17 protein-coding genes are annotated in these 20,104 nt (G+C 67.4%); 10 read left to right on the plus strand and 7 right to left on the minus strand.

The annotated features are described in order from the left end of the window. Positions 1-10 precede the first annotated feature (10 nt). Together AC1DW0_RS03015 and AC1DW0_RS03020 are read left to right on the plus strand one after the other, a co-directional pair. On the plus strand, positions 11-943 hold the full coding sequence (locus tag AC1DW0_RS03015; protein WP_457354952.1) for a hypothetical protein: 933 nt from the start codon (positions 11-13) through the stop codon (positions 941-943). Positions 944-952: 9 nt separating this feature from the next. Then, positions 953-2,620 carry an ATP-binding protein gene (locus AC1DW0_RS03020; protein ID WP_457354950.1) on the plus strand — a complete coding sequence of 556 codons (1,668 nt, stop codon included), beginning with the start codon at positions 953-955 and terminating at the stop codon, positions 2,618-2,620. Here the strand turns inward: AC1DW0_RS03020 and AC1DW0_RS03025 are convergent. From AC1DW0_RS03025 to acnA, 7 genes are all read right to left on the minus strand, one after another. Beyond that, positions 2,617-4,989: an ATP-binding cassette domain-containing protein gene (locus AC1DW0_RS03025; protein ID WP_477944895.1), complete on the minus strand. Its 2,373-nt coding sequence runs from the start codon at positions 4,987-4,989 to the stop codon at positions 2,617-2,619. The two genes, AC1DW0_RS03020 and AC1DW0_RS03025, sit on opposite strands and share 4 nt — an antisense overlap. Continuing rightward, on the minus strand, positions 4,990-5,400 hold the full coding sequence (locus tag AC1DW0_RS03030) for a VOC family protein (protein ID WP_477944896.1): 411 nt from the start codon (positions 5,398-5,400) through the stop codon (positions 4,990-4,992). It abuts the gene before it with no gap. 40 nt (positions 5,401-5,440) lie between these two features. Beyond that, positions 5,441-5,884, minus strand: a complete 444-nt coding sequence (locus AC1DW0_RS03035) for a helix-turn-helix transcriptional regulator (RefSeq protein WP_477944897.1) — start codon at positions 5,882-5,884, stop codon at positions 5,441-5,443. Continuing rightward, a complete protein-coding gene (locus tag AC1DW0_RS03040) occupies positions 5,881-6,996 on the minus strand; it encodes an acyltransferase family protein (RefSeq protein ID WP_477944898.1) in 1,116 nt (371 codons plus the stop codon). The genes AC1DW0_RS03035 and AC1DW0_RS03040 overlap by 4 nt, the downstream gene beginning before the upstream one ends. 74 nt (positions 6,997-7,070) lie before the next feature. Beyond that, the gene (locus tag AC1DW0_RS03045) at positions 7,071-7,523 is read right to left on the minus strand and encodes a hypothetical protein (RefSeq protein ID WP_457354940.1); all 453 of its coding nucleotides are present in this window, start codon (positions 7,521-7,523) and stop codon (positions 7,071-7,073) included. A 145-nt stretch (positions 7,524-7,668) separates the two neighbouring features. Then, positions 7,669-8,742 (minus strand): M35 family metalloendopeptidase, encoded by a 1,074-nt coding sequence (locus AC1DW0_RS03050; protein ID WP_477944899.1) that lies wholly within the window; start codon positions 8,740-8,742, stop codon positions 7,669-7,671. Between the two features lie 259 nt (positions 8,743-9,001). Next, on the minus strand, positions 9,002-11,713 hold the full coding sequence (gene acnA / locus AC1DW0_RS03055) for an aconitate hydratase AcnA (RefSeq protein WP_477944900.1): 2,712 nt from the start codon (positions 11,711-11,713) through the stop codon (positions 9,002-9,004). Positions 11,714-12,058: 345 nt separating this feature from the next. Between acnA and AC1DW0_RS03060 the strand changes: the two genes are divergently transcribed. The 8 genes from AC1DW0_RS03060 to deoC all read left to right on the plus strand — a co-directional run bounded on the left by AC1DW0_RS03060 (position 12,059) and on the right by deoC (position 20,104). Further along, positions 12,059-13,408 carry an MATE family efflux transporter gene (locus tag AC1DW0_RS03060; protein WP_457447021.1) on the plus strand — a complete coding sequence of 450 codons (1,350 nt, stop codon included), beginning with the start codon at positions 12,059-12,061 and terminating at the stop codon, positions 13,406-13,408. 81 nt (positions 13,409-13,489) lie between these two features. After that, positions 13,490-14,473: a BMP family lipoprotein gene (locus tag AC1DW0_RS03065; RefSeq protein WP_056196083.1), complete on the plus strand. Its 984-nt coding sequence runs from the start codon at positions 13,490-13,492 to the stop codon at positions 14,471-14,473. Between the two features lie 8 nt (positions 14,474-14,481). After that, the gene (locus AC1DW0_RS03070) at positions 14,482-16,014 is read left to right on the plus strand and encodes an ABC transporter ATP-binding protein (RefSeq protein ID WP_477944901.1); all 1,533 of its coding nucleotides are present in this window, start codon (positions 14,482-14,484) and stop codon (positions 16,012-16,014) included. Continuing rightward, positions 16,011-17,114 carry an ABC transporter permease gene (locus tag AC1DW0_RS03075; RefSeq protein ID WP_457354931.1) on the plus strand — a complete coding sequence of 368 codons (1,104 nt, stop codon included), beginning with the start codon at positions 16,011-16,013 and terminating at the stop codon, positions 17,112-17,114. Before AC1DW0_RS03070 ends, AC1DW0_RS03075 begins: the two co-directional genes overlap by 4 nt. Continuing rightward, positions 17,114-18,079 (plus strand): ABC transporter permease, encoded by a 966-nt coding sequence (locus AC1DW0_RS03080; protein WP_457354929.1) that lies wholly within the window; start codon positions 17,114-17,116, stop codon positions 18,077-18,079. The genes AC1DW0_RS03075 and AC1DW0_RS03080 overlap by 1 nt, the downstream gene beginning before the upstream one ends. A 1-nt stretch (position 18,080) precedes the next feature. Beyond that, positions 18,081-18,497 carry a cytidine deaminase gene (cdd, locus tag AC1DW0_RS03085; RefSeq protein WP_157281421.1) on the plus strand — a complete coding sequence of 139 codons (417 nt, stop codon included), beginning with the start codon at positions 18,081-18,083 and terminating at the stop codon, positions 18,495-18,497. A 9-nt stretch (positions 18,498-18,506) separates the two neighbouring features. Then, positions 18,507-19,343, plus strand: coding sequence for a purine-nucleoside phosphorylase (locus tag AC1DW0_RS03090; protein ID WP_457354927.1), 837 nt, complete (start codon positions 18,507-18,509; stop codon positions 19,341-19,343). After that, entirely contained in the window at positions 19,340-20,104 is a 765-nt protein-coding gene (gene deoC, locus AC1DW0_RS03095; RefSeq protein WP_056196095.1) for a deoxyribose-phosphate aldolase, read from the plus strand. The genes AC1DW0_RS03090 and deoC overlap by 4 nt, the downstream gene beginning before the upstream one ends.

The following is a 20,104-nucleotide window of genomic DNA, read 5'->3' on the forward strand; positions in this document are numbered from 1 at the left end:
GCGCCGCGCCTTGTTGCAGCAGGCCCTGGGCGGTGCCGTGGTGCTGACCGGTGGTTCGGCCGCGGCGGCCGAGCTCGGGCGCTCGCTGGTGGTTGTCTATCCCGAACTCGGCGAACCCTTTCGCCAGGTCTTCACCACCATCATCGAAGGCATCGAGGACAGGCTCGGCGGCTCGGTCACGAGCTTCGCGTTGGCCAGCAACGCCAATCCGGCGCAGGTCGCCGACGAGGTGCGCAAGCGAGAAGTCAAGGTATTGATCGGCCTGGGGCGCGGCGGCATGCGCGTCGCGGCGGCGCTGGCCGACGAGCTGGCCGTGATGGTCGGCTGCGTCGTGTCGGTGCAGGAGTCCGAGGCCCGCAACTTTCCCATCCACACGCTGGCGCCCGACCCGGCCTTGCTGCTCGCGCGACTCCGGCGCCTGAAGTCGTCCACGCGTCGTGTGCACCTGGTCTACGACCCCAAGCTGAACACCTGGCTGGTGAAGCTGGCGCGCGAGGCGGCCCGGGCCGAAGGCCTGGAGCTGCTGGCCCAGGAAGCCGCCGATCAGGCCGAGGCTCTGCGCGCCTACGCCCAGCTGCTGGCCTCGGCCGACCCGGCCCGCGACGCCGTCTGGCTGCCGCAGGACCCGACGACCGTGGACGACAACGTCGTGCTCACGCTGGTACTCAAGGAAGGCTGGAACCGCAACATCGCCGTGTTCTCCAGCCACCTGGCGCATGTGAAGCGCGGCGCACTGTTTTCGCTCTACCCGGACAACCATGAACTCGGGCGCTCACTGGCCGTGTCGGCCCAACGCCTCGCGTCCAACCCTAAAGCGGGCGCGGCCGGCGTGCTGCCGTTGCGCCAGGCACGCGCCGCCATCAACATCCGCACCGCCGCGCACCTGGGACTTGACGTCGCCACCGTGCAGTCGGGATTCGATCTGGTCTATCCCTCCAGCTGAGGTTCGAGAGTGACGCCACCCGTTCCACTGGACAGCCAGCCGCCCCTCATCCTTCGGGATGAAAGCGTGCCTGTGGCCGCGCCGCCGCAGCGGTCGTGGCCGCTGCGCGTCTACGCGCGCTGGTTGCGCGAGACCTCGTTCCGCCGCCATCTCAGCGTCGCCGTCGCGCTGGGCACGCTCTGCCTGGCCTTGCTGATGGCGGTCGTCAACGCCTGGCAAGGTGGCCGCCAGGTGCGGGCCATGCTGATGGAGCAGGGGGGGCGCGTGGCAGCCAACCTGGCGTCCAACAGCTCGCTGGCCCTACTGTACGCCGCTGCCGACAACGCCGAGGAGGCGGTGCGCGCCTCGCTGGCCTTCCCGGACGTGATGGGCATCGAGATCCGCGACACCAAGGGCCGGCTGCTGCTGGCGCTGGGCCCCGAGCGGGACCGCCTGCCCACAACCACGTCACCGGCCGTGCCCGACCCGGCGGCCAGCGAACCCTGGCTCGACCAGGAGACGGAAGACAGCTGGGCCTTCGCCGCACCGGTCTGGACTCGCCCCGAGGCCTCACCCTTTGACGTGACGCTGCGCCCCGCGCAACTGCTCGGCCATGTGCGCATCGTGCTGAGCAAGGCGACGCTGCACCGCACCCAGGCCTCGCTCTTCCTCGCCAACTTCGGCGTGGCCGTGCTGTTTGCAACCATCTTCCTGCTGGCGGTGCGCTTCCTGATCCTGCGCCTGACGCGGCCGCTGGGTGCCTTGTCCGAGGCCATGGAGAGGGTCGAGCTGGGCGACAACGATGCCCGTGCGCCGGCCGGCGGCCCGCGGGACATCGCGGCGATGGCCGAGACCTTCAACCGCATGATCACTGCGCTGCAGGAGCGCGAGACCGAACTTGGCGCCCACCGTGACCACCTCGAGGACCTGGTGACCGAGCGCACGCTGGAACTCAGCGACGCCAAGGAGCGTGCCGAGATCGCCAGCCGCGCCAAGAGCCAGTTCCTGGCGCGCATGAGCCACGAGCTGCGCACGCCGCTGAACGCCGTCATGGGCTATGCGCAGATCCTGAAGATGGACGACGGCCTGACGCCGAAGCAGCGCAACGGCCTGGACATCATCCACAGCAGCGGCCAGCACCTGCTGACGTTGATTGTCGACATCCTCGACCTGTCGCGCATCGAGGCCGGCAAGGCCGAGCTGCGCATCGGTCCCGTCGAACTGGTCCCGCGCCTGCAGGCCGTGATCGACATCGTGCGCGTGATGGCCGAGGGCAAGCACATCACGCTCGATCTGCAGCTCGACCCGCAGCTGCCAGCGGTCGTGCTGGCCGACGAGAAGCGGCTCAACCAGATCCTGCTGAACCTGCTGGGCAACGCGGTCAAGTTCACCCATGTCGGCGGCGTGCTGCTGATGGCACGCGCCCTGCCGCCGCTGGCCGACACCGAGCCGGGCCATGTGCGGCTGTGCTTCGAAGTGCAGGACACCGGCGTGGGCATCGCCGACGACCAGGTCTACCGCCTGTTCGAGCCCTTCGAGCAGGCCGGCAATGCCGAGCAGCGTGTCGGTGGCACGGGCCTGGGCCTGGCCATCAGCCGGCAGCTGGTGCGCATGATGGGCGGCGAGATCAAACTGGAGAGCCGGCTGGCGCAAGGCAGCCGGTTCTGGTTCGAGATCAGCGTGCCGGTGCAGGCCTAGGATTTCTTGGCTCGCGCCTTGGGCTTGGCCGCGCCGACGTAGTCCGCCAGATGCTCGCCCGTCAGGGTTGAGGGCTTGGCAATCAGATCGGCCGGTGTGCCCTCGAAGACGACCCGGCCACCGTCATGGCCCGCGCCTGGGCCGAGGTCGATGATCCAGTCCGCATGCGCCATGACGGCCTGGTGGTGCTCGATGACGATGACGGACTTGCCGGCGTCCACCAGCCGGTCCAGCAGGCCGAGCAATTGCGCCACGTCGGCCAGGTGCAGGCCGGCTGTCGGCTCGTCCAGCACATAGACGTCGCCCTTCTCGGCCATCTGCGTCGCGAGCTTGAGGCGCTGGCGTTCGCCACCCGACAAGGTGGTCAGCGGCTGGCCGAGGCTGAGATAGCCCAGGCCGACGTCTGACAGCCTTTCCAGAATCGCATGCGCAGCGGGCGTGAGCTTGGAGAAGAATGCCGCCGCCTCGGCAACCGACATGGCCAGCACTTCGCTGATGTCTTTCCCACCCAGCTTGTATTCGAGCACGGCCGCCTGGAAGCGCTTGCCGCCGCAGTCTTCGCAGACCGTGGACACGGTGGCCATCGGCCCCAGGTCCGTGAAGATCAGGCCGGCGCCGTTGCAGGTCGGGCAGGCGCCTTCCGAGTTGGCGCTGAAAAGCGCCGGCTTGACGCCATTGGCCTTGGCGAAGGCGCTGCGGATGGGGTCGAGCAGGCCGCTGTAGGTGGCCGGGTTGCTGCGCCGCGAACCGCGGATGGCGGCCTGGTCGATGGCGACGACGCCATCCAGCTTGGACACCGAGCCGTGGATCAGCGAACTCTTGCCCGAGCCGGCCACGCCGGTGACGACGCAGAGCACGCCGAGCGGGATGTCAACGTTGACCTTCTGCAGGTTGTGCGTGCTGGCGCCGCGAATCTTCAGCGCGCCAGCGGGCTTGCGCACCTTGTCCTTCAGCGCGGCGCGGTCGTCGAGGTGTCGGCCCGTCAGCGTGCCGCTCTTGCGCAGGCCGGCGACGCTGCCTTCATAGACGACCTCGCCGCCGGCCGCACCCGCGCCGGGACCGAGGTCGACGACATGGTCGGCAATCGCGATGACCTCGGGCTTGTGCTCGACGACGAGCACGGTGTTGCCCTTGTCGCGCAGCCGGCCCAGCAGCTCGTTCATGCGCTGGATGTCGTGCGGGTGCAGGCCGGTGGTCGGCTCGTCGAAGACATAGCTGACATCGGTCAGCGACGAGCCGAGGTGGCGGATCATCTTCACGCGCTGGGCCTCGCCACCGGACAGCGTGCCGGTTGGCCGGTCCAGCGACAGATAGCCCAGGCCGATCTCGGCAAAGGCATCGAGCAGATGGCTCAGGGCCTTCAGCAGCGGTGCGACCTCGGCGCCCTTCAAGCCGCGCACCCAGTCGGCCAGGTCGCTGATCTGCATTGAGCAGGCGTCGGCGATGCTGTGCTTGCCGATCTTGCAGCTGCGGGCCGCTTCGCTGAGCCGCGTGCCATGGCATTCGGGGCAGGTCTGGAAGGTGATGACGCGGTCGACAAAGGCACGGATGTGCGGCTGCAGCGCATCGACGTCCTTCGACAGAAAGGACTTCTGGATCGAGGGGATGAGGCCGGCATACGTCAGGTTGATGCCATCGACCTTGATCTTGGTCGCCTCCTTGTGCAGCAGGTCATGCAGCTCTCGCTTGGTGAATTTGGCAATCGGCTTGTCGGGGTCGAAGAAGCCGCAGCCGCGGAAGATGCGGCCGTACCAGCCTTCCATGCTGTAGCCGGGGATGTTGATGGCGCCGCTGTTGAGGGACTTGCTCGAGTCGTAGAGCTGGTCGAGGTCGAAGTCCGACACCGATCCCATGCCCTCGCAGCGCGGGCACATGCCGCCGGTGCGCGAGAAGGTCTGCTTGACGGCCTTGCTCGCGCCGCCCTTGTCGACCGTAATGACGCCGGTCGCCTGCACCGAGGGCACATTGAAGGCAAAGGCGCCGGGCGGGCCGATGTGGGGCTTGCCGACGCGGCTGAACAGGATGCGCAGCATGGCGTTGGCGTCGGTGGCCGTGCCGACCGTGGAGCGGGCATTGGCGCCCATGCGCTCCTGGTCGACGATGATGGCCGTGGTGATGCCCTCCAGCACGTCCACCTCGGGCCGCGCCAGCGTGGGCATGAAGCCCTGCACGAAGGCGCTGTAGGTCTCGTTGATGAGGCGCTGCGACTCGGCTGCGATGGTGCCGAAGACGAGGGAGCTCTTGCCCGAGCCGGACACGCCGGTGAACACGGTCAGCCGCCGCTTGGGGATGTCGACGCTGACGTCCTTGAGGTTGTTCTCACGTGCGCCCTGCACGCGGATGCGGTCGTGGTTGTCAGCGTCGGCCATTCAGCGCTTCTCTTGAATGCGCAGCAGGTTGCCTGCGGGGTCGCGGACGGCGCAATCGCGCACGCCGTAGGGTTGCATCGTCGGTTCCTCGACGATCTCGGCGTCCTCGGCCTGCAGCTTGGCGAAGGTCTTGTCCAGGTCAGCGGTGGCCAGGATCAGCATGCCGAAGGTGCCCTTGGCCATCATCTCGGTGATGGTGCGGCGCTCGTCCTCGGTGACGCCCGGCGTGACCGCTGGCGGGTGCAGCACGATGGAGGTGTTGGGCTGGCCGACCGGGCCGACCGTGATCCAGCGCAGGCCGTTGTAGCCGACGTCGTTGCGCACCTCGAAGCCGAGGGTGTCGCGGTAGAAGGCCAGCGAGGCTTCCGGGTCGGATTGGGGCAGGAAGCTGGAGTGAATGCTGATGTCCATGGGGTCAATCTCCGTGGGTGGTTAAGGCACGGAAAGAAGTCTAGGTTTCGCTCGATTCCGGCGCTTCTCGATTCCTGATCGGTTTCGTTACCTGGCGCGCGACGCACGACGGCATGCCCGCCGTCGCCTGGGCCTGGTCGCGCTTGTAGGCGCTTGGCGACTGGCCCACCAGCTCGCTGAAGCGGGTGCTGAAGGTGCCGAGCGATGAGCAGCCGACGGTGAAGCAGACCTCGGTGACGCTCAGGTCGCCACGCCGCAGCAGGGCCATGGCGCGTTCGATGCGCCGCGTCATCAGATAGCTGTAGACCGACTCGCCGTAGGCCAGCCGGAACTGCCGGCTGAGGTGGCCGCCCGACATGTGCACGCCGTGGGCCAGGGCCTCGACGTCCAGCGGCTGGGCGTACTCGCGGTCGATGCGGTCGCGCACGCGGCGCAGCCGGGCGAGGTCACGCAGATGGAGTTCGGAGCCGGGTTGGATCGTCATGCCGGCATGCTGCCAGTTTCAATGGTTCGCGGCGAGCGGGCCAGGCGGTCGCGCAGTTGCAGGCCCGGCTTTTCGACGAGATAGTGCAGGGCGGCGCCCACGGCCAGGATGACGACGGCATAGACCGGGAACAGGGCCGGTCCCTGCAGCGGCAGCGCGGGTGCGATCCAGGTGTGGACGGCATGCATCGCGATCTTGTGGCTCAGGTAGAGGCTGTAGGAGGCGGCCGCCAGCCAGCCGGCGCCCGGCACCGCGCGGCGACCCAGCCAGCCCTGCGGCGCGCTGGCCGACAGCACGAGCAGGCCGAAGCCAAAGGACAGCAGCGGCCAGCCGACGGCGTTGGCAACCAGGCCGGTGCGGTCGCGGAACAGCCAGAAGGCGAGGGCGGCGAATGCCAGCCCGGCGAACAGCAGGGCCGTCGAGCGCGCCTGCAGCCGCGTCCACAGCTGCGGCCGATACACGCGCAGTGCGGCCAGCATGACGCCGACCAACAGACCGTCCAGGCGCGTCCAGGTCGGGTAGTAGATGTCTTCGATGAACCAGGGTCGCTGCGGCTGGATGGCGTCGTTGTGCAGCCAGATGCCGGCGCGCAGCGCAATGCCGCCCAGCACCAGGGCGGCGCACAGGCTGGCGAAGCGTGTGGCGGAGGGACGACGTGTGATCCACCAGGCCAAGAGCGGGAAGAGCAGATAGAAATGCTCCTCCACGCACAGCGACCAGGCATGCGAGAAGGCCTGGTTGTGGCCGTAGTCGATCAGCAGGTTGAGCGTGAAGCTGGCGAACTGCCACCAGGCTTCCAGGTTCGGCTCCTCGCGCAGCACCGGGAAGGCCACGTAGATGGCCAGCACGACGGCAAAGGCCGGCAGGATGCGCCAGGCCCGGCGCCAGTAGAAGTCGCTCAAGCGCAGCGCTTCGCTCCGCTGCAGCTTGCGCAGCAGTTGCGAGCCGATCAGGAAGCCGCTGAGCACGAAGAAGATGTCCACGCCCGCCCAGCCGAAGCGGGTCAGCCAGGTCCAGTCCGGCCCCAGGCCACCGATGAGGAAGGTGTGGAAGCACATCACCCAGACGATGGCGATGCTGCGCAGGAGGTCGAGGCCAGGAAGGCGGTGCATGGAGGGCGGGGGGGGAGCGAAAGGGCGGCAGCGTAACGCCGCTGTCGGCGGCAGTCGTTCGTCAGGTGAGGCCGTCAGCGGTTCAGCGTGACTTCGCCGCAGTCCTGGTCCAGACCGCGGTGTTGAGCGCGCGGCCGTGGCGGTGTGCCGCGGAGCATCATGTCGTGCCAATGCCAGTGGGCCTTCAATCGCAGGGTGCCGGTGGGAGGCACCGTGAAGGCGTCGTTCAGCGTCAGTTCCGCGCTCAGGCTCTCGCCGGCTGGCAGGTGCAGATAGTCCTGGGCCGACGGATCGCCGCGTTTGCGCATCGCGCCCTGGAAAGTCAGTTTCCCCTGTGGCGTGCTGGCCTGTACGAAAGGTCCGAACCAGGCGCCCTCGAAGGGGCTGCCCCAGCGCAGCAGGTGCAGATCGCGCTTGCCGTTGTTGCTCAGCTTGAATTGCAGCAACACCTGGCCGTCGGGCTTGGGTGTGGCCTGGAACTGGCAGCTCAGCTCGGCATGCTGCAGGGGCGTTACGGCAAGGGCCATGGACGAAAGGCAGGCTGTGAACAAGGCTGCGGTTGCGAGATATAGGCGGTGAAGACGCATGGTTGCGAGCCTAGCCCAGGGCCGCACGATCGGCAGCCCCCAAAAAAAGCGCCGCCCGAAGGCGGCGCGTCAAACGCGAGGGAACTCAGTTCTGGAAGGGGCTGTTCTCAGCGAAGTATTCGTGGTTGTCCGAGTTGTCCAGCGCCTTGGTCGGGTTGGACTTGGCCAGGCTCTTGGCCGCGCTCTGGCCATAGGCCCAGTCGTCGGTACCGGCGATGACGTTGAAATGCATCATCTCGTGCACCAGGGTGCCGCCCTTGCTGTCGGTGCCCGTCATCGGCGCGCTCCAGAAGGCGCCGCAGACGTAGATCTTGTACGGCTGCGTCGGGTAGACATAGGCGTAGGTGCCGCTGTCGTTGCAGCTGCAGTCCAGCGTCAGGGCGGCGGTCTGGAAGGCGTTGCGGGCCTTGGTGAAGTGATCCTTGGCCGTGTTCCAGCGTGACGAGGTGTAGGCGCCGAACCAGCTCGTGTAGCGCGGCGTGCCCGACGGCGTGCCGTTGAGGTAGGTGGTCGAGCTGGACGCGTAGTTGGTGGCTGCCGTGACGGCTGAGGCCAGCGAGGACTTCTGGCTGCTGGTGCAGGAGCCGGTGTAGGAGATGCTGGCGGCTGCCGCGGTGGCGTTGGCGCGCATCGTGGTGGCCGCCTCGTCGTCGGCGCTGGCAGCGTCCAGCTTCTCGTTGCGGCCCTGCGCCCACAGGTAGGTGGTCGTCGCGCTGTGCATGGACTGGGCGCCCGAGCCGTGGGTGCCGCGGTCGCTGTGGAACTCGATGGCGTAGCGGCCGTTCTTGCTGAAGTCGTAGTGGCCGGTCAGTTCGACCTTGTAGTTCAGCGTGGCGCCAGCGGCGATCTCCACATAGTCCTTGGCCTGGGGCGCCGCGCGCTTGATGACGGCGCCGGTGTAGCGAACCGGGCGGTCGTCGCGCGTCACGGTGAACAGCGAGCCGCTCATGGTGTCGCTGGGTAGCTGCCAGCGCAGCACCTGCACGGCGGTGCGGCACTGGTTGGTCACGGCGACATCCACGTGGACGTCCACATCGCCATTCACGACGGGCGTGGCATTGGTGAGGCGCACATCCAGGCATTCGGTACTGGCGGCATGGCTGCTGCTCATGGCAGCAACGGCAAGGGCAGCGGCGGTCAGCTTGAACCAGGTCTTCATGCAAGCTCCTGTCGGCCCCGGGTCGGGGCACTGGGTTGAAGAAGCCGCGGATTCTGGTGAGGTGGATGGCGTGCGTGTCGTGGGACAAACCTGTCCCATAAACCTGCTGCGTACTTGTCTAGACAGGGGGAGGACTTGCGGGTCGAGCGCCGGGCCGCTCCCTAGCCGGCCCGCGTTGGGCGATGTGCTTGCCGGTCAATCCGGCAAGCATCGCCGTCTCCTCGGGAGACCGACCAAGGTACTCCTTGGGCGAGAGGTCTCAGGCCGCGAGCAACTGTCTCAACACGAACGGCAGGATGCCGCCGTGGTAGTAGTAGTCCACCTCGATGGCCGTGTCGATGCGCAGCGTCAGCGGTACCTGCCTGACCGATCCGTCGGCGTAGGTGATCGTCATCGCCGCGTCGCCTTGCGGCTTGATCACCTCGGCCAGGCCGATGTCTATCGTCTCCGCGCCTGTCAGGCCCAGCGACTCCCAGCTCGTGCCGGCCTTGAACTGCAGCGGCAGCACACCCATGCCGATCAGGTTGCTGCGGTGGATGCGCTCGAAGCTTTTGGCGATGACGGCCTTGATGCCCAGCAGTTGAGTTCCCTTCGCGGCCCAATCTCGACTCGACCCGGTGCCGTATTCCTCGCCCGCGAAGATGACGGTGGGCGTGCCTTCCTGGATATAGGCCATGGCGGCGTCGTAGATGGTGGTCTGCTGGCCGCCCTTCAGCGTGTAGCCGCCTTCCTCGCGCGAGCCGTCGGGCCGGGCGGGCAGCATCAGGTTCTTCACGCGCACATTGGCGAAGGTGCCGCGCATCATCACGTCATGGTTGCCGCGGCGCGCGCCGTAGGAATTGAAGTCGGCCTTGGCCACGCCGTTGGCCGTCAGGAACTGGCCGGCCGGCGTCGTCTCCTTGAAGGAGCCGGCCGGGCTGATGTGGTCGGTGGTGATCGAATCGCCGAACAGCGCCATGACCTTGGCGCCCTTGACGCCCGACACCAGCGCCGGTGGGACCATCGTGAAACCCTCGAAGAAGGGCGGCTGGGCGATGTAGGTGCTCTTGGGCCAGTTGTAGACCTGGCCCTTGACGCCCTTGATGGCGTCCCACAGCTTGCCGGGCTTGGTGGCGACCTGGTCGTAGTTGGCCTTGAAGGCAACGGGGTCCATCGCATGCTTCATCAGCGCGTAGATCTCGTCGCTGCTGGGCCAGATGTCGCCCAGGAAGACGGGATGGCCCTTGCTGTTGTAGCCCACGGGCTGCGTCATCAGGTCGCGGGTCACGGTACCAGCGATGGCATAGGCCACGACCAGCGGCGGGCTGGCCAGGAAGTTGGCCTTGAGGTTGGGGTGGATGCGGGCCTCGAAGTTGCGGTTGCCCGACAGCACGGCCGCACAGACGAGGTCGTTGTCCTGGATGAGCTTGTTCAGCTCGGGCGTCAGGTCGCCGGCGTTGCCGATGCAGGTCGTGCAGCCATAGGCGGCGACGTTGAAGCCGAGCTTTTCCAGATAGGGCAGCAGTCCGGCCTTCTCCAGGTACTCGGTGACGATGCGCGAGCCGGGCGCGAGGGACGTCTTGATGTGCGGGGCGACCGTGAGGCCGGCTTCCACCGCCTTCTTGGCCAGCAGGCCGGCGGCCAGCAGCACGCTGGGGTTGCTGGTGTTGGTGCAGGAGGTGATGGCAGCGATCAGCACGTCGCCGTTCTTCACCGGCAGGCCCGATTCGGTGACGAAGTTCTGCGCCAGCTTGTCCGCGGGCTGGTTGAAACCGTTCTCGGCGGTGGGCTTGCTGAAGAGCTGCGCGAAGGTGGAGGCGAGATTCGTGATCTCGATGCGGTCCTGCGGGCGCTTGGGGCCGGCCAGGCTGGGCGCCACGGTGCCCAGGTCCAGCGAGACCACCGAGGTGAAGTCGATGTCGCCCGCCTTGGGCACGCCGAACATGCCTTGAGCCCGCCAATAGGCCTCGAAGGCCTCGATCTCGGCGGCGGTGCGGCCCGTGCCCTTGAAGTAGTCGACGGTCTTCTCGTCGACCGGGAAGAAGCCCATGGTGGCGCCGTACTCGGGCGCCATGTTGGCAATCGTCGCGCGGTCGGGCAGGGCCAGCGTGCGGGTGCCTTCGCCGAAGAACTCGACGAACTTGCCGACGACCTTGTGCTTGCGCAAGATCTCGGTGACGGTGAGCACCAGGTCGGTGGCCGTCACGCCCTCGCGCAGTTGGCCCGTCAGCTCGAAGCCGACCACGTCAGGCGTCAGGAAGTAGACCGGCTGTCCCAGCATGCCGGCCTCGGCCTCGATGCCGCCCACGCCCCAGCCGACGACGCCGATGCCGTTGATCATGGTCGTGTGGCTGTCGGTGCCGACGAGGCTGTCCGGGTAGAAGACGCCGTCCTTGCCCTTGTGCACGCCGCGCGCCAGGTACTCGAGGTTGACCTGGTGGACGATGCCGAAGCCGGGCGGTACGACGCCGAAGGTGTCGAAGGCCTGCATGCCCCACTTCATGAACTCGTAGCGCTCGCGGTTGCGCTCGAACTCCAGCTTCATGTTCAGGTCGAGCGCCTTCTTGGTGCCGTAGTAGTCGATCATGACCGAGTGGTCGACGACGAGGTCCACCGGCACCAGCGGTTCGATGGCCTTGGGGTTCTTGCCCATCGCGGCGGCCACGTTGCGCATGGCGGCCAGGTCGGCTAGCAAGGGCACGCCGGTGAAGTCCTGCAGCACCACGCGGGCGACGACGAAAGGGATCTCATCGACGCGGGCCGCGTTGGGCTTCCAGTTGGCCAGTTGCTCGACATGCTCGGCCGTCACCTTCTTGCCGTCGCAGTTGCGCAGCACGCTCTCCAGCACGATGCGCATCGAGATCGGCATGCGCGCCACGTTCGGGTAGGCCTCGGCCAGCTTGGGCAGGGAGAAAAACTGCCCAGACTTGCCTGCGGCGAGCTTGAACTTGGCCTGGGTGTTTGCAAACGCGTGGGCCGCGGGTTTCGGCATGGTTACTCCTATAGGATGACTGGGGTCTATTGGCCTGTGAGTCGTCCCCGCGTGAGGTCCCGCTCAGGGCCAAATCTAGGCGCAAGGCGCAGTCGGGTTGGTGACCCGGCGAGCACTTGCAACAACGAGTTGGCCCTGAGCGGGACCTCACCCTTCGGGCTGGGGTGGCCAAGGGCGCAGCGCGTTGTTGCAGCCCTTGCCCAGGCGGCCAGCCTGGGCGGCGGACTGCGCCTAGCTCTGCACCCTTGGCCACCCCAGCGCGGGGACGATTCACAGGTCAATAGACCCTAACCATTCTGGCGAGCTTGTCGTGACTTGTGTGAATCCCGTCGTTAAGACCCGGTAATGACCGCCTTGTCCGCTCGCCCCCGTCTGTTTGCGCTGACCTGGCCGATGCTGCTGGAGCTGCTGCTGGGCATCGGCATCGGCATCATCGGCACCGGCCTGGCCGCCCGGCTGTCCGACAACAGCGGCGCCGCCTTCGGCCTGGCCAACCAGGTGTTCGCCGCGGTCTTTGTATTGTTCCGTGTCATCGGTGCCGGTGTCAGCGTGGCTGTCACCCAGGCCCTGGGTGCCGGCCGGCGCGACCAGGCCGATGCGGTGGCCCGCGCCGTGGTCGGCGCCAGCACCTGGCTGGGCGTGGGCGGGGCTGTGGTGGCGCTGCTCGCGGCCGGCCCGCTGCTGACGCTGGTGAATGCACCGCCCGAGGTGGCGCCGCTGGCCAAGACGCTGCTGCAGGCGCTGGCGCCGGCCCTGCTGCTGGACGCCTGGAACGCCAACATGTCCAGCGTCATGCGTTCGCACCTGCGCAGCCGCGAGGCGCTGGCCGTCGTCGTGCTCATCCAGGTCGTCACGCTGGTGGTGGCCCTGCTGGCCATGCCGCGCCTGGGCCTGGTGGGCTATGCACTGGCCTGCACCTGCGGGCGCGGCATGGGCCTGATGCTGCATATCTTGCTGTGGCGCACGCGCTTGAACCTGCGGCTGCGCGCGGCCGACTGGTGGCGGCTGGTGCGTGCGCCGTTGAGAACGGTGCTGCACATCGGCATCCCCGGCGCGGCGGAGAACATCTCCTGGCGCCTGGCCTTCATGACCAGCCTGGCCGCCGTGGCCCAGCTTGGCGCCCATGCGCTGGCCACGCACGCCTATACGACGCAGTTCCTGCACGTGATCCTGATGTTCAGCCTGGCCATCAGCTTTGCGGTGGAGATCATGGTCGGCCACATGATCGGCGCGGGCAAGTTGCGTCGGGCTGACCGGCTGGTGCGGCGTTCCCTGGCGCTGGGCATTGCGCTGGCGCTGGTCGTCTCGACGGCCTTTGCGCTGGCAGGGCCCTGGCTGCTGACCCGCTTCACCTCCGACCCGGCCATCATTGCGCTGGGTTGCACGCTGCTGTGGTGGACGGTGCTCGTCGAGCCTGGGCGCAGCTTCAACCTCGTCGTCATCAACGCGCTGCGGGCCGCCGGCGATGCGCGCTACCCGGTGATGGTGGGCTCGGCCTCCATGGCCATCGTGCTAGCGGGCGGCAGCTGGTTTCTCGGGGTTTACCTGGGGTGGGGCCTGGTTGGCGTGTGGATTGCTTATGCCGCTGATGAATGGATTCGCGGCCTTTTGATGTGGCGGCGTTGGGCGACACTCGGCTGGCTGCCCCATGCCCGTGCGGCTCACCGGCGGCTGCGCCACAGCCGGGCCCATTGATTCGCGTGAATCGGTATTTTCCTATCCAGTAAAACTTGAGGGATGTTTTCTACAATGCGCCCCTTCCGCCTTGCTCACCCCATGCCCATGACGACCTCTCTGCCCCGTCTTGCTGCCTTGACCCTGCTGGTCGCATCGGCCATGGCCCAGGCCCAGCAGCCCGCGGTGATCTTCGACATGGGCGGCAAGTTCGACAAATCCTTCAACCAGGCCGGCTACCAGGGCGCCGAGCAGTGGAAGAAGGAAACCGGCAAGACCTATCTCGAGTTCGAGATCAGCAACGACACCCAGCGCGTGCAGGCCATCCGCCGCATGGCCGAGCGGGGTGCCAGCCCCATCATCAGCATCGGCTTCGCCCAGGCGTCGGCCCTGCAGCAGGTGGCCAAGGACTTCCCCAAGACCCAGTTCGCCATCATCGACGCCAAGGTCGACCTGCCCAATGTGCAGTCGCTGCTGTTCAAGGAGCACGAGGGCAGCTACCTCGTCGGCGCCATGGCGGCCCTGGTCACCAAGACCAACAAGGTCGGCTTCGTCGGCGGCATGGACATCCCGCTGATTCGCAAGTTCCAGTGCGGCTACGAGCAGGGCGCCAAGGCGACGAACCCCAAGATCGAGGTGTTCGCCAACATGACGGGCACCACATCGACCGCCTGGAACGACCCGACCCGCGGCGGTGAATTGGCCAAGAGCCAGTTCGCCAAGGGCTCGGACGTCGTCTTCGCCGCCGCCGGCGGCACAGGCGTCGGTGTATATCAAGCTGCCAAGGACGCCGGCAAGCTCGCCATCGGCGTGGACAGCAACCAGAACCACATCCAGCCCGGCACCATGCTGACCTCCATGGTCAAGCATGTGGACGTGGCCGTCTACAACGTGCTGAAGGCCTGGAAGCCCGGCGTCAGCGTGCTGGGCCTGAAGGAAGGCGGCGTCGACTATGCGCTGGACGACAACAACGCCAAGCTCATCACGCCACCGCTGAAGGCCAAGGTCGAAGCCATCAAGGCCGACATCATTGCCGGCAAGGTGAAGGTGGCCGACTACATGGCGGACAACGCTTGTAAGTTCTGAGCGGCGCGATGACGCCCGCCGTCCGCCTCCGGGCGATTTCCAAGCGCTTTGGCGCGGTCCAGGCCAACCGCGAGGTGTCCTTCGACATCGCCGCGGGCAGCGTGCATGGCCTCGTGGGCGAGAACGGCGCGGGCAAGAGCACGCTGATGGCCATCCTGTATGGCTACTACCACGCCGATTCAGGCCATATCGAGGTCAACGGCCAGCAGGTCCACATCGCCAATTCCCAGCAGGCCATTGCCCTGGGTATCGGCATGGTGCACCAGCACTTCATGCTGGTCGACACGCTGACCTGCCTGGAAAACATCATGCTGGGCGCCGAAGGGCGCTTCTTCCTGGCGCCGGCCAAGGCCGAGGTGCGCAAGAAGCTGCAGGCGTTGATGCAGGAGACCGGCCTGACCGTGCAGCTCGACGCCGTCGTGGCCGACCTGCCCGTGGGCGAGCTGCAACGCCTGGAAATCCTGAAGGCGCTGTACCGCGGCGCCAAGATCCTGATCCTGGACGAGCCGACGGCCGTGCTGACGCCGCAGGAGACCGACCAGCTTTTCGTCACGCTGCGCCGCTTGAAGGAGCGCGGCACGACGCTGATCCTCATCACGCACAAGCTGCGGGAAGTCATGAGCCTGTGCAGCGCCGTCACGGTGATGCGGGCGGGGCAGGTGGTCGAGACGCGTGCTATCTCCGAGTGGAGCGAGGAGTCGCTGGCCGAGTCCATGGTGGGCCGCAAGGTCACGCTGGGTCGCCCTGAAGGCATGGAAGTGCATGCCGGCGAAGTGCGCTTGCAAGCCTCCGGCCTGAGCCTCAAGCACGCCAACGGCGTACCCGCGCTGAAGGACGTCAGCCTGACGCTGAAGGCCGGCGAGATCGTCGGCGTGGCTGGCGTGTCGGGCAATGGCCAGAGCGAGCTGCTGGAAGTTCTGTCCGGCCTGCGGTCGCCCGAGGGTGGTCGCCTGGAGCTCGGCGGCGCGAGCTTCACGCCCGAGGCCTGGTTGGACACGGCCCGCGCCCGTCCGCTGCGCCTGGCGCATGTGCCGGAGGATCGCCACGCCGTCGGCCTCGTCATGAGCTTCCCAGCCTGGGAGTCGGCCGTGCTGGGCTACCAGAATCTGCCCAAATACCGCAAAGGCGCGGCGATGAACCACGCCGCGATGCGCGATGCGACGCGTGCCATGCAAGAACGCTTCGACGTGCGCCCGCGCGACGAGAACCTGGGCTCGTCCAAGTTTTCCGGCGGCAACCAGCAAAAGCTCATCCTGGCGCGCGAGATCGGCGAGCAGCCGACCGTGCTGCTGGTGGGCCAGCCCACCCGTGGCGTCGACATCGGCGCCATCGAATTCATCCACGGCCAGCTGCGCGCCCTGCGCGATGCCGGCTGCGCGGTGCTGCTGGTCAGCAGCGAGCTGGACGAGATCCTGGCCCTGGCCGACCGCGTGATCGTCATGAACTGCGGTCGCATTACCGGCGAGCTGGCGATTGAAGACTGCGACGAAAAACGTTTGGGCCTGCTGATGGCCGCACAAGAAGAACGAGCTGCCGCATGAGCCAGCCTTTGACTCTCCCCCGCTGGATCGACATCGGCCTGCTGCCGCTTTGGAACCTGGCCATCGCCCTGGTCGTGGCCGGGCTGGTCGTCCTGGTCATCGGCCACAGCCCCTGGCAGGCGCTGACCGTGCTGCTCAACGGCGCCCTGGGCAGCGTGCGCGGCCTGGGCTACTCGCTCTACTACGCGACGACCTTCATCTTCACCGGCCTGGCGGTCGCGGTCGCCATCCACGCCGGCCTGTTCAACATCGGCGGCGAGGGCCAGGCGACGCTGGGCGGCGTGGGCGTGGCCCTGGTTGCGCTGTGGCTGGGCGCCAAGCTGCCGGCCGTCGTCATGCTGCCGCTGCTGGTCATCGCCGCGGCCTTCTTCGGCATGCTGTGGGCGGCGCTGCCCGCGTATCTGCAGGCCTGGCGCGGCAGCCACATCGTCATCACGACGATCATGTTCAACTTTCTCGCTGCGGCGCTGAACGGTTATCTGCTAGTGAACTGGCTGCGCCCGGCCGGCAGCATGTCCGTCGAGTCGGCCGAGTTCAGCGAATCCGCTCGCATGCCGGCCCTGCACCAGATGGCCGCCGCGCTGGGCTATGAGCTGCCGTCTTCGCCGCTCAACCTCAGCCTTGTCATCGCGCTGATCGCCTGCGTCTTCGTCGGCTGGTTCCTGTGGAAGAGCGCCGCCGGCTACGCGGTCCGCTCAGTCGGCAGCGCACCGCGCGCGGCCCACTACGCTGGCATCCGCCCGCGCGCCCAGGTGCTGATCGCGATGGCGATTTCCGGTGCGCTGGCCGGCATGGTTGGCATCAACGAGATTTCGGGCGTGCAGGGCAAGCTGACGCTGGACTTCGTCGCCGGCGCCGGCTTCACCGGCATCGCCGTGTCGCTGATGGGCCGCAACCATCCGGTCGGCATCGTGCTGGCCTCGCTGCTGTTCGGCGTGCTCTACCAGGGCGGCGTCGAGGTCTCGTTCGAGCTGCAAGGCTTCAGCCGCGAGATGGTGGTCACGGCGCAGGGCCTGATCGTGCTGTTCTCGGGCGCGATGGCCACGGTCAGCGCGCCGCTGTTTGCGCGCCTCTACGGCATGGTGAAGGGAGGCCGCTGATGGATGAAGTCCTGATTGCCTCGGTGCTGGCGTCCACGTTGCGCGTCAGCGCGCCGCTGCTGCTGTGCGCGATGGCGGGCGTGCTGTCCGAGCGCGCCGGCGTCGTCGACCTGGGCCTGGAAGGCAAGATGCTGTTCGCCGCCTTCGCGGCCGCGGCCGCCGCCTCGGTCACGCATTCGACGGCCTATGGCGTGATGGCCGCCATTGCCGTCGCCTGTATTGCCTCGCTGTTGCATGGCTTTGCCTGTGTGACCAACCGTGGCGATCAAGTCGTCTCCGGCGTCGCGCTGAACATGATTGCCGCCGGCCTTACCGTCGTGCTCGGCATCGCTTGGTTCCAGCAAGGTGGCCAGACGCCGCCCATCGAGCCCGACGTGCGCCTGACCGCCCTCGCCAAGGGCTTTGCCGAGCCGCAGCCGGGCAACTGGTTTGCCTCCGTCTTCGGCCACGGCCTGCTGAGCCACAACGTGCTGGTCTACGTCGCCTTCCTGATGGTTGCTGCGGTCTGGTTCTTTCTGGAGCGCACCCGACCGGGCCTGCGCCTGCGCGCCGTGGGCGAGAACCCGGCCATGGTGGAAGCGGCCGGCATGTCCGTGCAAGGCCTGCGGTACCAGGCGCTGCTGATGAATGGCGTGCTCTGCGGCCTGGCCGGCTCCTACCTGACGCTGGCGCAGAACGCGTCCTTCTCGCCCAACATGACCGCCGGCCGCGGCTTCATTGCGCTGGCGGCGATGATCTTCGGCAAGTGGAAGCCGCTGCCGACGATGGCGGCCTGCCTGCTGTTCGGCTTCCTGGATGCCGTGGCGATCCGCATGCAGGGCGTGCAGTTGCCTGGCATCGGCGAAGTACCCGTGCAGCTGATCCAGGCTTTGCCCTATATCTTGACGGTCGTGCTGTTGGCTGGCTTCATTGGTTCTGCCATCGCCCCCAAGGCGCTGGGCAAGCCCTACGTGAAGGAGCGCTGAAATGGAATTGACCCAGGACCTGCTGAACCGCCTGCTCGCCGAATCGCTGCGCGCCCGCGAGTTCTCGCATTCGCCGTATTCGAAATACAAGGTCGGCGCGGCCATCCTCGACGAGCAAGGCCGCATCCACATCGGCGCCAACATGGAGAACGCGTCCTACCCCCAGGGCTGGTGCGCGGAACCTTCGGCGCTGACGGCCATGATCATGGCCGGCGGCAAGCAGGCCCGGGCCGTCCTCGTGACCGGCCCCGGCCCCGATGTCATCACCCCCTGCGGTGGCTGCCGCCAGAAGCTGCGGGAGTTCTCCGTTCCCGAAGAGCTCATCGTCATTGCCGGCGATCCTGGCGGCATCCGCCAACGCTGGACCCTGGCCGAATTGCTGCCCCACAGCTTCGGGCCCAGTCACTTGCACATCTGAGGTTTTCCCATGATCGACAACAAAACCCTCGACGTCGCCATCTCCGCGAACGTCGAGAAGCTGCAATCCCTGTTTGGCGACGCCCCTGAAGTCGCCGTCGTGCTCGGCTCCGGCTGGGCCGGCGCGGTCAGCCATGTGCAGGATGCCAAGAACCTGCCCTATACCGAGCTGCCGGCCTTCCCGCAGCCCAAGGTCGAGGGCCATGTCAACGAGATCGTCGTCGGCAATATCGGCAAGCAGCGCGTCATCTTCCTGCGCGGCCGCGCCCACACCTATGAGAGCGGCGACTGCACCGGCATGGCGGGCGCGTTGCGCACCCTCAAGCGCTGGGGCGTGAAGCTGCTGGTGCAGACCAATGCCTCCGGCTCGCTGCGCGGCCACATGCCGCCCGGCAGCCTGATGCTGATTGCCGATCACATCAACGCACCGCAGCGCAGCCCGCTGGTGGGCGAGCAGGGCAGCCATCGCTTTGTCGACATGGTCAATGCCTACGACGCCGACCTGCGCAAGCACGCGCTCGCCTTGGCCAAGCGCGAGAACCTGATGCTGGGCGAGGGCACGTACTGCTGGGCCCTGGGCCCACAGTTCGAGACGGCCGCCGAGATCCGCATGTTTGCGGCCTGGGGTGCTGACGCAGTGGGCATGAGCACCGTGCCTGAGACCATCCTGGCCCGCCACGCCGGCCTCAAGGTGATGGGCATCGCGCTGATGACCAACATGGCGGCTGGCCTGTCCGCTGAGGCGCTGACGCATGATCTGACGCTGAAGCAGGCGCAGCTCTCTGGCGAACGCGCCGCGAGCTTTCTGGCGGCCCTCATTGCGAGCTTTGCCGAGCTGACGCTATGACGGCCGATCTGAAGGCCGCGGCCCGTACGGCGCTGGCCTGCCTGGATCTGACCAGCCTGAACGACGCCGACACCGCCGCCGACATCGACGCGCTGTGCCGCCGTGCGCAGTCGCCGCATGGCCCCGTGGCCGCTGTCTGCGTCTGGCCGCGTTTCGTTGCCCAAGCGCGCGCCGCCTTGCCGGCATCCATCAAGGTCGCGGCGGTTGCAAACTTTCCCGATGGCGCTTTGGACCAGGCTCGCGCGCTGGCTGATGTCACGGAGATTGCGCAGGCGGGCGGAGATGAGGTCGACGTCGTGCTGCCCTGGCGCGCGCTGATTGCCGGTGACAGCACCGAGGTGAGCGAGTTTCTTTCCGAGGTCCGCTTCGCCAGCCGGCCGCTGACGCTCAAGGTCATCATCGAATCCGGCGAACTGGCCACGCCCGAGCGCATCGCCCAGGCCACGCGCCTGGCGCTGGCGGCCGGTGCCGACTTCGTCAAGACGAGCACCGGCAAGACCCCAGTCGGCGCCACGCCGGCCGCGGCGGCCGTGATGCTGAAGGAGATCGCCGCGAGCGGCCTGTCCGCCGCCGGCTTCAAGGCCTCGGGCGGCGTGCGCTCGGTGGCCGACGCCGCGGGCTATATCGCCCAGGCCGAAGCCGCCCTGGGCGCTGCCGCTCTCAACCCGCAACGCCTGCGCTTTGGCGCCAGCGGCCTGCTCACCGACATCGAAGCCGTGCTCTCCGGCGCTCAATCCGCCGCTGTCACCGCGGCCTACTGA

The sequence above is a fragment of the Roseateles sp. P4_D2 genome (assembly GCF_056401875.1).